The sequence below is a fragment of the Psychrobacter sp. M17(2026) genome (genome assembly GCF_055699815.1).
In genome coordinates this window covers 208407-222135 of sequence record NZ_CM146741.1, presented here as the reverse complement: position 1 = coordinate 222135, position 13729 = coordinate 208407, and the positions used below count along the sequence as shown (strand labels likewise).

General features: G+C 43.3%; 12 protein-coding genes. 4 read left to right on the top strand and 8 right to left on the bottom strand.

Annotated features, from left to right (window positions below):
* Window positions 1-6 precede the first annotated feature (6 nt).
* The 3 genes from pstA (at window position 7) to phoU (ending at window position 2761) form a co-directional block, all read left to right on the top strand.
* Window positions 7-900 (top strand): phosphate ABC transporter permease PstA, encoded by an 894-nt coding sequence (pstA, locus tag ACR63T_RS00950; RefSeq protein WP_201571064.1) that lies wholly within the window; start codon window positions 7-9, stop codon window positions 898-900.
* A 118-nt stretch (window positions 901-1018) separates the two neighbouring features.
* Entirely contained in the window at window positions 1019-1942 is a 924-nt protein-coding gene (pstB, locus tag ACR63T_RS00945) for a phosphate ABC transporter ATP-binding protein PstB (protein ID WP_371747897.1), read from the top strand.
* Window positions 1943-2026: 84 nt separating this feature from the next.
* The gene (phoU, locus tag ACR63T_RS00940; RefSeq protein WP_472784472.1) at window positions 2027-2761 is read left to right on the top strand and encodes a phosphate signaling complex protein PhoU; all 735 of its coding nucleotides are present in this window, start codon (window positions 2027-2029) and stop codon (window positions 2759-2761) included.
* An 89-nt stretch (window positions 2762-2850) separates the two neighbouring features.
* Here phoU and ACR63T_RS00935 read toward each other — a convergent pair whose 3' ends face one another.
* From ACR63T_RS00935 to ACR63T_RS00910, 6 genes are all read right to left on the bottom strand, one after another.
* Window positions 2851-3228: a hypothetical protein gene (locus tag ACR63T_RS00935; protein ID WP_472784471.1), complete on the bottom strand. Its 378-nt coding sequence runs from the start codon at window positions 3226-3228 to the stop codon at window positions 2851-2853.
* A gap of 255 nt (window positions 3229-3483) precedes the next feature.
* Window positions 3484-4575, bottom strand: coding sequence for a glycosyltransferase family 4 protein (locus ACR63T_RS00930; RefSeq protein ID WP_472784470.1), 1092 nt, complete (start codon window positions 4573-4575; stop codon window positions 3484-3486).
* A 179-nt stretch (window positions 4576-4754) separates the two neighbouring features.
* Window positions 4755-5468 (bottom strand): phosphoribosylaminoimidazolesuccinocarboxamide synthase, encoded by a 714-nt coding sequence (gene purC / locus ACR63T_RS00925; RefSeq protein WP_472784469.1) that lies wholly within the window; start codon window positions 5466-5468, stop codon window positions 4755-4757.
* Between the two features lie 69 nt (window positions 5469-5537).
* On the bottom strand, window positions 5538-5858 hold the full coding sequence (locus tag ACR63T_RS00920) for a hypothetical protein (protein ID WP_472784468.1): 321 nt from the start codon (window positions 5856-5858) through the stop codon (window positions 5538-5540).
* Between the two features lie 111 nt (window positions 5859-5969).
* Entirely contained in the window at window positions 5970-6887 is a 918-nt protein-coding gene (dapA, locus tag ACR63T_RS00915) for a 4-hydroxy-tetrahydrodipicolinate synthase (protein ID WP_472784467.1), read from the bottom strand.
* Window positions 6888-7184: 297 nt separating this feature from the next.
* Window positions 7185-8543, bottom strand: coding sequence for a Do family serine endopeptidase (locus ACR63T_RS00910; RefSeq protein WP_472785206.1), 1359 nt, complete (start codon window positions 8541-8543; stop codon window positions 7185-7187).
* 516 nt (window positions 8544-9059) lie between these two features.
* Here ACR63T_RS00910 and ACR63T_RS00905 point away from each other — a divergent pair.
* A complete protein-coding gene (locus ACR63T_RS00905) occupies window positions 9060-11402 on the top strand; it encodes a cation:proton antiporter (protein WP_472784466.1) in 2343 nt (780 codons plus the stop codon).
* Window positions 11403-11502: 100 nt separating this feature from the next.
* On the opposite strand, the gene tmk is transcribed toward ACR63T_RS00905, so the two are convergent.
* Together tmk and mltG are read right to left on the bottom strand one after the other, a co-directional pair.
* Entirely contained in the window at window positions 11503-12168 is a 666-nt protein-coding gene (gene tmk, locus ACR63T_RS00900) for a dTMP kinase (protein ID WP_472785205.1), read from the bottom strand.
* A 159-nt stretch (window positions 12169-12327) separates the two neighbouring features.
* Window positions 12328-13701, bottom strand: a complete 1374-nt coding sequence (gene mltG / locus ACR63T_RS00895; RefSeq protein ID WP_472784465.1) for an endolytic transglycosylase MltG — start codon at window positions 13699-13701, stop codon at window positions 12328-12330.
* Between the last annotated feature and the right edge of the window lie 28 nt (window positions 13702-13729).

Genomic DNA, 13729 nt, shown 5'->3' with positions numbered 1-13729 from the left:
CGCCCGATGAATTCAGCACCTACTATTACTCCAGTATCCAGCATTGAAAAGCGCTACAACCAACGCCTATATAATCAGCGTCGTCTCATAAATAGATTAGGGCTTGGGTTTGCTACATCCGCTATTATTTTTGGTTTATTTTGGCTACTTTGGATTTTGGTCACGCTGTTTGTTGAAGGCTTTCAAGGTCTAATGCAGATGCCCGTATTTACGGCAGATACACCGCCGCCTATGGGAGAAGGTGGTCTGCGTAATGCTATCGTGGGTTCGGTGATGTTGGCATTTTCGGGTTTAGCCATTGGTGCACCCATCGGTATGATGGCTGGTATTTATTTAGCTGAATTCTCACAGGGTAGCTTGCTTGGCAAGGTTACCCGATTTTTAAACGATATCTTACTGTCCGCTCCCTCGATCGTGATTGGTTTATTTATCTATGCATTAATGGTCAAAGGTCAAAGTTTCTCAGGGTGGGCAGGAGCGTTAGCCTTGGCACTGATTGTGATTCCCGTTGTCGTACGTACGACAGAAAATATGCTAAATCTAGTGCCCAATACTTTACGTGAAGCCGCCTATGCATTGGGTACACCAAAATGGAAGCTAGTCAGTACGGTGACCCTAAAAGCGGCCAAGGCTGGCTTAACCACAGGGGTGCTATTAGCATTTGCACGTATTACTGGTGAGACCGCCCCTCTGTTATTTACCGCATTAAACAACCAGTACTTTAGTACTGATATGAACGGGCCACTGGCCAACTTGCCCAATACCATTTATCAGTTTGCAATGAGTCCTTATGATAATTGGCATTCGCTAGCTTGGGCGGCAGCGCTACTGATTACCGGTACAGTATTGCTATTAAATATTATGGCGCGGTTTATCGGTGGTAAGGATCATACGAGATAGCTCTCTATCTAAGACATATCTCAGCGCTGTAAGAACCCCAGTGAGCAGTACGATTCACAGCATGCCTTAAAATAAAGATAGCCCCTTTAACAAGATATTGAAATAGTTGGATAATATTATGTCTGATGTACTAGAAAGAAAAGCGACTAAGCAAAGCGTAGCTAAGCAAAGCATAACTAATAGAAGTAGCCAACATGATTTACTCAATCAGCCATTAGGTCAGCTACAGCAGCCCGATAGTGAGGGTTTAACCAAACAAACCATAGCGGATATGCCCGATAATATGCCGCCTAGCAAGATTACTATTAGGAATTTAGATTTCTACTACGGTGACTTTAAAGCCTTAAAAAACATTAATATTAATATTCCAGAAAAAAAAGTAACGGCTTTCATTGGCCCCTCAGGCTGCGGAAAATCTACATTGCTACGTACTTTAAACCGCATGTACGACTTATATCCTAATATGCGTAGCGAGGGTGAAATCACCCTCGATGGTAATAATATTCTAGCTAAAGATTTAGATGTCAACCTGCTACGGGCGCAAGTGGGTATGGTCTTTCAAAAACCTACGCCGTTTCCTATGTCTATTTATGACAATGTGGCATTTGGCGTCCGTCTGTATGAGAAGCTAAGCAAAGCTGAGATGGATGAGCGTGTCGAGTGGGCTCTCAAAAAGGCAGCATTATGGCTTGAGGTCAAAGACAAGCTCAAGGCCTCAGGATTGTCATTGTCAGGTGGTCAGCAACAACGCCTCTGCATCGCGCGTGCAGTGGCAACTAAGCCTGAAGTATTACTTTTAGATGAGCCAACCTCAGCGCTTGATCCTATATCCACTGGCGCTATTGAAGACTTGATTACCGACTTAAAAAACGACTATACCATTGCTATCGTGACTCATAACATGCAGCAGGCGGCACGCATCTCTGACTACACCGCCTACATGTATTTGGGGGATATGGTCGAGATGGGTGAGACCAATCAAATATTCACCAGCCCAGCACAAAAAGCCACTGAAGATTATATTACGGGTCGTTATGGCTAAGTTACTGTTTATTTAGGCCATTATTTTAAGCCGTTATTTAAGCATAGCCATCTACAGTAGTCCCTTATTATCAAGGAAGCAATTATGCCGAACACAGGAAAGCATCTATCAAAGAGTTTTGATAATGATTTAAATGAAGTTGTTGAATTATTTATACAGATGGGACACTTGGCTGCAGAGCAAGTCGCGATTGCGACACGAGCTTTGATAAGCGCAGATGAGCCGACCGCGAAAAAAGTAATCGCTGATGATCATATAGTCAATCAGTTAGAGATCAGAATCGATGAGCTTATTATTCTATTGGTTGCCAAGCGCCAGCCAGCTGCCAATGATTTACGATTAATCATGGCTCTTAGTAAAGGTATTGTCGACTTTGAGCGGGTGGGTGATGAAGCCGAAAAAATAGCACGCATGGCATGCCGATTAATTGAAGATGGCGCCTCTCCTAGAGGCTATTTAGAAGTTCAGCATTTATCCAATCAGGTACGCTTAATGCTGCTTGACGCACTTGATGCTTTCTCACGGATGGATTCTCAGCAGGCATTTTCGGTATTGCAAAACGATGAGTCAGTCAATGAAGAGTATCACTCTGCCACGCGATCTCTTATGACTTATGTCATGGAGGACAGCCGTCACGTGTCTAAAGTGATCAATATACTATGGGTATTACGCGCATTAGAGCGTGTTGGCGATCACGCCAAAAATATCGCTGAGCTAGTTATCTTCTGTACTAGTGGTAAAGATGTGCGTCATACGGATTTTTTGCGAGTAGAACAAATCGTCCAACAAACCGCCGATGCTAATACGAATAACCGATAGTCTATCTTACTTGAGCTCAGATCAGTTTAAGTTATCTAAAAGTGCTGTCTCAACTGTCGCCGCCAGCGGTAGATAGTTGGATACTCAATCTACGTTTTAAAGTAATTCTTTAAAGACACGTGAGGATTCTTATATTCTTCTTGCAATAGTTTTATAGCATCATCGTAATCATTCGTGTTGAATGTTACGTCTTCATTAGCAGTGATATCAGAGTCTTGAGCTGCTAAGTAGTTACTCAACCGTTCTAGATTATAATTAATATATCGATGCTCTTCAGTGCAATGGATACATCTAAATACATTGCCCCTTTTGCTAATAGGTACGGCCATCCCTCCACACTTACAGGCGATAGAATGTTTCCTTAAAATATTAACCGTATCGTTAGTTAAAGGGCATCGGACAGCTTCAGCTTCGATCTTAGAGGCATTATTTTGGAACAGTATTTTTAGTTTATCAAAAACAATCATCTAAATCTCCGTATTTATGTTCCAATAATAGAATTTATATTATATCAGACATAAACAAAAGTACACGTAAAGTTACAATCAAGATACTTTAAAACATTCCAATATTGCTAGTAGGAATTTTTTGCAGCCTCTGTATGCATAGGCAAAGCAAGCAAGAAAAATTTATACCAGTGACACATAAATGTATCTAAATTACTTTTATAAAACTAGGGTCTGTTGCACTAGTTATAGAGCCTATTAAGATAATACTCTATGCTATTCAAGATTTTTAAGTAAACTCAACCACTCCTCTATGATAGTATCGGGTTGATAAATCTCGACTTTTTCTTTACCTTTTAAGCCAATCCTTTCTCTTTGCTCATCATCCTTCATCAGATGAATTAACGCTAAGGCGAGTTGGCTAATATCATTTTTAGGCACTAGAATAGAGCCGGTATCTTTTAGAACTTCTGCAGGCCCAGGTCCACAATCAAAACTAACAATAGGAAGACCAAAGGCTAAAGCCTCCGTCAAAACCATACCGAACCCTTCTATCCGAGAGGGCAAACAAAATATCTCCGCCTGTTTGTAATAGTGACTCACATCGTCAGTCGCACCAACCAGTTCCACACTCTCGGTTATTTGATTGGCTCTAATAAACTGAGTTAACTCTGCTCTTTGCTCACCCTCGCCTACTATTTTCAATCGCCATTCTGGCATAACTGTGACGATATGCAGCCAAGCTTTGAGTAACAAGTCGAAGCCCTTATCTCTGTCTAGACGGCCAACTGCTAATACTATCTTTTTATTTTCCTTAATATACTCTTGCACTGGAAACGGACAAGGATTGGCTATAGCGCTGATTTGTGACTGGTGACGAGTATGTTTTAGCCAATACTCTTTATCTCTTTGAGTTAAAACAACGACTGAGTCGCAATATCGTGCTGCTAAATGTCTGAATAAAGAGCTTGCGCTCATCGCTTGATTAGGATCAAAGTTAAAATGCTCCCAGCCTATATGTTTTACAGTTAAGCCTAAAGTTGCCGGTAGAGTATAAGGAATACACTTAATGTCTACTGCCATTACTATGTCGATGCTTTGCGTTTTTAACAGCTTTCTTATTTTATAAATGATATTAGTTTCATAAACGATATTAGGAATACGATTCCAATTAGCATGTTCAGAATCTGATAATGGAATTATTTTAATATCTTTATTAAGTGGAAAAAAAGGGGTATCACAAGGTCCGATGCTAGCTAAGATTACCTCATGACCTGCATCCAATAGACCGTTAGCAATCATAGAGCCTACTCTCTCAACGCCAGCACCTTTGTTGAGACCATAAAATAATACCATCAAAATCTTCAAATCGATTGCCTTGTGCATTGGTATACAAAATCATTTATTATGAGATCATATTATTTATAATGTAAGCGAACTATCACACCTTTTGACGCTGTATTAAATATGAAAGGCTAAAAAAAACTGAGCATAAAGCTCAGTTTTTTTCGTTAAAATAAATTATTAGATTGTCACTTCATAAGCTACTAATTCAAAGGTACACCGATACGGCGAGCGACTTCTTCATAGCCTTCAATCACATCGCCTAATGACTGGCGGAAACGGTCTTTGTCGAGTTTTTTCTTAGTAGTCTTGTCCCAAATACGGCAGCCATCTGGCGAGAATTCATCACCTAATACAATACGGTCATGATATACGCCAAACTCTAATTTAAAATCTATCAGTATTAGATTGCCAGCATCGAATAGCGCTGTTAATACCTCATTGACTCGATAAGTCAGCTCGCGCATTTTTGCTAACTGCGCCTCTGTTGCCCAGCCCAAGGTCACCGATAACGACTCATTGACCATTGGATCACCCAGCGCATCATCTTTATAAAATAGCTCAAAGGTTGGTGGATTGAGCACACACCCTTCTTCTAACCCTAGCCGACGCACTAAGCTACCCGCTGCGAAATTACGCATAACGCATTCGACCGGTACCATATCCATGCGCTTGACCAATACTTCATCATCAGACAGCTGCTTTTCAAGATGAGTCTCAATACCTGCATCGTTCAGTTTTTGCATAATAAAAGCGTTAAAGCGATTGTTCACGACGCCCTTACGCGCCAATTGCTCAATACGTTTACCATCAAGTGCTGAGGTATCATCACGAAAGTGTAAGATTACAAAGTCATTATCATCGGTCTCATAGACAGATTTAGCTTTGCCTTTATATAGCAGTTTTTGTTTTTGCATTAAAAGTATCCTGTTCATTCAAGCTGATAGTATAGACAATAATAGTATAGACAAGGGTAATGAGGAGTTTTATTGATTCGGAGCCGTTACCGCCACAGCGCGCTCAGGCTTTGGCAACTGATATTGTTTGCCTGCTTCGTTTTGTAAGACGAGTGTATTTTGTCCAACATTTGGCGTGGAGTATAAAGGCACAAAAGGTGCGGTCTGTTGGTCAGTCGGTAACTGTAGTGGCGCAAGCTTCTGGCTTTGCTGATACTCCAAGCTACCATTATCGCGTTTACTAATAAAATCTTTTGTAGCCTGACAACCACTCAAAACTAAGGTGCTACCCATTATAATAGATAACACAATGGGCATAGCTTTAGGCGTTGTGAATGATATTCTCATCATAGTATCTCTATATTATCTAGCACAGTAGGCTTATGCAGCCCTTTGACTGATTGTTAGTAGTATTCATATAAAGCTGAACAGTCGTTTCGAATGTTCAGCTTTAATCGCAGTTTATAGTGGTTGTGTCTGGATGTTTGCTTGTACTAGAGCACCATCAATCGTAGCGTGATGCTCCTCTGCCAGCCAAACTAGAGGCAGGCGAATACCAGTATCGATCATGCCCATCTTGTGCAGCGCATATTTGGCTGGGATCGGACTTGACTCGATAAACAAGTCGCGATGTAGATGCTTGATCACATCATGTGCCGCATTTGCAGCAGCAAAATCACCACGTAGCGCTGCTGTAAAGCTCTCGCTCATAGCTTTTGGCGCGACGTTGGCGGTCACTGAGATATTGCCTTTACTACCAAATCTCATCAGCTCAAGCGCCGTACTATCGTCGCCTGATAATACTACCAATCTATCACCGACCGCCTGAATCAGTTTTTCACCACGTTCTAAAGAACCTGTAGCGTCTTTGATTGAGACAATATTATCGATATCAGCCAAACGCTCAACGGTCTCCTGCGCGATATCCACTACCGTACGACCAGGCACATTATAGAGCATTTGTGGTATAGCGACTGCTTCGGCAATAGCTTTATAATGCTGATATAAGCCCTCTTGTGGCGGCTTATTATAATAAGGCGCAACCAGCAGCGCACAGTCGGCTCCTGCATCTTTGGCATCTTGAGTGAGCTTGATCGCTTCAGTCGTATTATTAGCGCCTGTCCCTGCTACCACAGGTACTCGGCCTTTGACATGCTGCACAAAATAACGAATCACTTCGCTGTGCTCTTGCATGGACAACGTTGCCGACTCACCCGTCGTGCCCACTGCTACTAAGCAATGCGTACCTTGATCGATTTGCCAATCTATGAGATCTGCCAGACGTTTGTAATCGACCGTGCCGTCAGGATTCATGGGCGTCACCAAAGCTACCATAGAGCCTTGGAGTCGGGTTTTTATCTCGTCATATGCTGTGCTCATAACCGTGCCTTACTGTATTATCCTAGCTTTTGTAAAAGCTGTCATGTGATAGGTCGTGGGCAAGGATTTTTTCCTTGCTTGAAGTTTATATTACTATCTTATAGACAATGCTAGTCTATAAGCAACGCTGATTTTTGGGCTATCAATAGTTACTATTGACCCTTTAATAAAAAGCATAATAAAAATACTGCTATAAACGTCCGCTAGTGTAACATATTTTAATTTGGTCGCTATCTATCAATTACAGGTTAAGACAAGGTTAATGAGTTAAGATTCTCGAATAGTTGTGTCTATGATCTACTCAATCCTCAAGCCAATAATTGCCGGAATACCTTGGCGTATTAAGCCAATAGTAACCACCCCTTTTTCGGGTAATGAGGAGATTGCCGCATTAAAGTCAGAGGCTTTGGTGATTGGGGTTTGGTGCAAATTCGTGATGATATCACCTGCCAAAACTCCCGAACGTGCGCCAAGACCTGTTGGATCAGCGGCAGTAACTAGCACGCCCTCTTTATCATCTTCAAGCTCCGCTTGTTCATCAGGGAGCAAATTACGTAACCTAAGTCCTAAACGCACCTCATTATCGCGCTGCCCGCTGCCTTCTGCTTGTACATCTGTTAGCGCATCGCTCAGCTTGCCGCTGATAAGTAACGCTTTACCATCGCGCTGTACTTGTACTTTAAAGCCATCATCGGGGCGCGCGCGATTGATTAAATTCAATAAATCTGAGGCGCGCATAATCTTAGTGTCGTTATATTCTAATATAATATCACCCGTTTTAAGCCCTGCTTTTTGGGCAGGTGAATCAGGGGATACCCGAGTCAATAGTGCGCCTTGCGGTCGCTCCAGTTTATACACTTCGGCCAAATTACGATCGATATCTTGCGGATAAATACCAAGATAGGCCCGCGATACTTCGCCATTGGCTTTGAGCTGCTCATAAATATCCATCGCCGCATCAATCGGTATGGAGAACGACAAACCCATATAACCACCCGTACCACTAAAAATGCGCGAATTGATGCCGATGACTTCACCGCGCTGGTTAAATAGTGGTCCACCTGAATTACCAGGATTTAGCGCGACATCCGTTTGGATAAAGGGTACGCTAGTCTCTCTTGAGAAGCTGCGCGATTTGGCACTGACGATACCTGCAGAAGCTGAATAATCAAAGCCAAACGGCGAGCCGATAGCGAGGACTGGCTCACCTACCTTTAAGCTATTAGAGTCGCCAATAGGTAGGGCTGGCAGTTGGGCGCCAACGACTTTTAGCACCGCCACATCTGAGCGCTCATCACTACCTATCAAGGTGGCATCAAGCTCGGTGCGATCATTCAGAGTCACTGTGATTGTGTCAGCGCCTTCAATGACATGGTGATTGGTCAGCATATAACCATCCGCCGTCACAAAAAACCCTGTGCCGTAAGCGTGTTCGATAGCAGGCTGGGTTGCCTGCTCAGGAATATCTATACGATTGCCAAAAAACTGACGCAGTAGCTCAGCGGTTTGGGCTTTAGCCAACTCTGATTCACTTACGGTCTTAGTGACATTGACTCGGGCGACCCCAGGTGTGACTTGCTGTACTAAATCTGAGAAGTCAGCGGTAGTCACAGCCGCTTGTACAGTAGTCGTCGCTAGACCGATACCTGTAGTCATAGTAGTCGCAACGGCGATTGCCAACGCACTATGTCTTAACCAACAGCGAATGATAGAGGCGCGGCGTTGAGTCTGCATGGTTATTCCTTAGACGGTCTTTTTTATCTTGTTATTGAGTGATACTTGTTGTTGAGCGATAGTTATTAGAGAGTAGTTATTAGATCATAATCGTTGGTTAAATAGGGTCTAATACAAGCCAAATAAAATCATGCTATTATAACAAGTAAAATTATTATCATAGTCGGCAAAAGTCAATATATAAAGTTTACAGGCTTTCTTGTGAGCTAATATTATTAGTTATATGTTGCTGCTTTTAGTTATAGTTCTTAACAAGTCGATGTCTAAATTAGCCTCTTTTACCTATAAACACTACTTATCTTTAGATATTACTATTTTTGTCCACGAGTATTGTTACTAATTACTAACTACTCTATATCATTATTATCGTCAGCGATGATTTATAGTGGTAACTATATAGCTAATATCTAACAGCATACGTTTATAAAGGATCAATTTATGGATACTGCTCTACTGCTATCTGGCGTAGTTGCAATAGGCATCGCGGCACAATGGTTGGCTTGGTACTTAAAGCAACCGTCCATTTTATTTTTATTGCTCATTGGTATTATTGCAGGTCCTATATTAGGGGTTTTTGACCCTGACTTGGTGTTAGGCGAGCTGATGTTTCCGTTCATCTCTTTAGGGGTGGCAATCATTTTATTTGAAGGCTCATTGACCTTAGAGTTCGATGAGATCAAACAGCACGGTACTGTGGTGCAGATGCTGGTATCCGTTGGGGTACTCATTACTATCGCCATCGTTGCGCTCTCAACCTATCTACTATTCGATGTCGATCCGCTGATCGCGTTGCTGTTCGGTGCGTTGGTATGTGTGACTGGCCCTACGGTAATCATGCCGCTACTACGTAGTGTGCGGCCTAACAAGACCATCTCCAATATCCTAAAGTGGGAAGGTATCATCATTGATCCTATCGGCGCCATTGCGGTGGTATTGGTCTATGAATATATTATCTCTGGTGGCGAGGCTAGCAGTATTTTACTGTTCGCCAAAATTGTCATCTTAGCGACGGCTATCGGTATGGCGGGCGCTTGGTTCTTGGCGTTCTTGATGCGTCGCCATATGATTCCTGAGTTTTTGCGTAATGTGTTTACGCTTGCCTATGTTCTTTTGCTCTTCTCAATCTCTAACCACTTAGAGCATGAGTCTGGACTATTAACCGTTACCGTACTGGGTGTGGCGCTAGCTAACTGGCCAAAATTCCCACGCGATACTATTCTAGAGTTTAATGAGTCCTTAACTATACTACTTATCTCTGTATTGTTTATTATTCTAGCGGCTCGTGTTGAGCTGGCAAGCTTGATGAGTGTGGGCTTTGCAGGATTAGTACTGCTGGCTATCGTGATGTTTATCGCGCGTCCGCTGTCCGTTTGGGCATCCTCTATCGGCTCAAACCTGCGCACTAATGAAAAGCTGATGATTAGCTGGATCGGTCCGCGTGGTATCGTTGCTGCTGCCATCTCCTCACTGTTTGCTATCCGCCTGCAAGAGTATGATATTCAAGGTGTTGAGCTGCTAGTTCCACTAGTATTTATGGTCATTATCGGTACGGTCATGATTCAGGGTCTAGGGGCAAAGTTTGTCGGTAATTTGCTTGGCGTGCGTGAGCCTGAGACCAACGGTATTTTGGTCGTCGGCTCCAACCCTGTCGCTTTGATGGTGGCGACTTCTCTAAAAGAGCAAGGGTTTGATGTGATTGTGGCGCACAACAACTACACTAACATTGCAGGTGCACGGATGAGTGGCCTGCGTACTTACTTTGGTAATCCTATTTCCGATCATGCTGATCATCATCTTGATCTTATCGGTATCGGTCATCTGTTTGCGATGAGTATGGATCGCGAAATGAACACTTTATCTGAGATTCATTATCGTCATGAATTCGGTGAGCGTAGTCTCTATCGTCTCAAATTCAGTGAAGAGAAAGTCAAAAATGAGCGCGATGATAAACAGTCAAACTTCTCATCCCAGTGGATGTTTGGCAAAGACGTCACTTATACTAAGCTTGCCAGTATGATCTCAAGAAAGGCTAAGATTAAGATCACTAACATTACTGACAGCTATAGCTTTGAGCAATATAAAGCCGACAATAAGCAATTTGTGCCGCTCTATACTGTCGATAAAGAAGGCAAACTGCATGTGATTACCGACAAGTTCGATGGCACAGTAGCACGCGATCGTAAGCTCATTGCCCTAGTCATCGAGGATGAAGTGCAGCCAAAAGCTGTGGACGTTACCGCCAAGCAAGAACAAGCGCGCGTAGTGGCTGATGCACATTTTGAGGCCAATTCTAAAGCGCCTGAAAAGCGCAAAGAAAAAGCGCTAGAATATGATAACAGTAATAATGAGATCGCCATTGGTAATACTGATATCGACACTGATACTGCTGATAACAAAGATCAGATAGTCTCTAAGGGTGCAGATGATACTATTGCTAACTCTTCTCAAAGCAAATTGAATGCTGGCAAAACAACGCTATCTACAGATTCGGTAGCTACTAAGCCAACTGCTACTGATGCAAATGAGGCTGATGCTGCTAAACAAAAGAGTGCGCAGAGTATAGAATCTAAGCCTGCTGTTGATGGTTCAGCGACACCAAAAAATACAACTGCCGAATCTATAGAGGTTATAAAGTCAAAAGCCAATGGTAGTGGTAGCGCACCTAAGACCAAAAAAGGGTCATTGGATCCAAAACGCTTACCCGATACCGATGATCGTATCGATAAAGTAGATAGTAAAGACAACGCTGCTAAACCAGATAAGTCAGAACTAGACAAGTAGCTGTTGATCAATATAGTCAGGTCAGAATAGTCAGTCAAAACAAAAATCCCAGCTCACAGTAGCTGGGATTTTTTTAATTTTTCTTTTAAAAGGCTACTGACTACGATAAATCAAAACGAGTATCAATCGCTTGCCAAATACGAACGTTTACCTCTTCGCTACTTCCATTGGCATCGATACGCTGTATGCGATCAGGATGCTGATCTGCCAAGGCCGAAAAACCTTCGTATATGCGCATGAAGAAGTCGCTCGCCTGCTGCTCAAAACGATCTGCTACGCTGCGCTTACCTGCCCTCGCCATCCCCTCATCCACTGGCAAGTCTAACCATAACGTCAGCTCAGGTAACTGTGGAATAAACTGCGCTATTAGCGTATCAATCTTGGTTAGCATTACGCTATCGCCATGAGCGCGGCCATAACCTTGATAGGCGATGGTTGAGTCGGTAAAACGATCACAGATAACCCAAGTGCCCTGTGATAAGGCAGGCAAAATCACTTGTTGCATATGATCACAACGCGCTGCAAATAAAAGCAATAACTCCGTATCATCATCGATGCTAGTGGCAGGATCGAGCAATATAGAGCGCAGACGCTCAGCAAACGGGCTGCCACCTGGCTCACGAGTGCGCAGATAGTCAATGCCATTGTCTTGCAAGCGTGCACACAAGGCTTCAATGGCAGTGGTTTTACCGACGCCTTCGGTACCCTCAAAGCTAATAAAGCGTCCCAGTTCGGACGCGCTTTTGAGCTCATTACTAGCAGTCATTGTCGTTGAGTGGATAACTGTAGCTGCTGACATGCGTAAGCCTTATTTATGGTACGTATAGCATTATGGTACGTATAGTTAAAAAATAGCTGACTCACTGCGCCTATTTTGGCAGTAGTCAGCTAAAGGTATAAAAGAGATAAGGTCTATTCAACTCTACTATTCAGTAAGCTGCGTAGGCGCAATTTGAGATTTTTTCTCACGCATCACTTTTAGATACGCCTGCACCGCTCTATTATGATCCGCCAAACTGTTGGTAAATTTATGTCCGCCCGTGCCTGTCGCTACGAAGTACAAGGCCTCAGAGTCAGCAGGATGTAAAGTCGCTTCAATAGAAGCTGCTGAGGGCAGCGCAATAGGCGTCGGTGGCAAGCCGTCGATCTGATAGGTGTTATAACCTGTCTTTTCATCGATATCTTTGCGGCGAATATTACCATCGTAGCGACTGCCCATACCATAAATAATAGTCGGATCAGTCTGCATGCGCATGCTTTTGTTCAAACGGTTATTGAACACTGCTGATACCAACGGACGCTCGCTTGCCACGCTGGTTTCTTTTTCGATAATAGATGCCATCACTAGCGCTTCATAAGGACTGCTATACGGTAGATCTGGCGCACGGTTCTCCCACGCTGCCGTCAGTGCTTGCTGCTGACGCTTATAGAGGTCGGTCAATACTTGCCTGTCGGTTGCACCTTCACCATAATAGTAAGTATCAGGGGTAAACCAGCCCTCCAAGTTATAGCTGACGATAGGGTCATCGCTATTGATCACTGAGTCAGGCAAGATACCGACTAAGTCTAGCGCCTCAGCGATGCTCTTGTTATCCGCATCTGCGGTGAGAATCTCTTTAGTTATGCCTGGATTGTCCCGCAAGTTCTGATATAAGTCTTTTGAAGTTTTGCCTTCGATAATCTGCACCTTTACCATCGCCACTTTTGCGCCTTGTCCTAATACTTGCAAGGCTTCGGCGATTGTTGGATTCTCAGGCAGCTGATAGATACCGGCATGCAGTGGCGCATCGACTTGGGATTTGATATAGAACTTGGCAATGCTCGCGGAGAATAGCGGAATCTGCTGTTGCCACTGTGGCAATAGACCATAATAAGTATCACCCGCCTCTATCGTCACTTTTTGTTCGGGCTGCTCAATACGACCGAACAGAGTCTGATAAACCATCACCAATAAAAAAGCAGCAATAAGTCCTAGCACCAGCAGTATCTGATAACCGCGCTGCATAAAGAACGATTGATTGTCTTTTTTGTATTTGCGTGGCTTATTCTGCTGACTGATGAGCGAAATATCGGTCACTGGTGCTGGTTCTTCTACAGCGCTATCCGCTGGCACTTTTACAGGCTTATCGTCTCGGCTCGACGTTGTAGTGGTACTACTAACGTTAGTGTTCGCATCGACAGACTCTACGTTTATAGAAGACGCAGCGTTGTTATCGCTACTAGTATTCGTTATAGCGTCGTCATTTTTGATAGGTTCATCAGGCTTATTGGACGGTAGATCAGATGTCGGCTTGCTCATGGCAACTCGCGAGGCAAAGGTTTGCTAG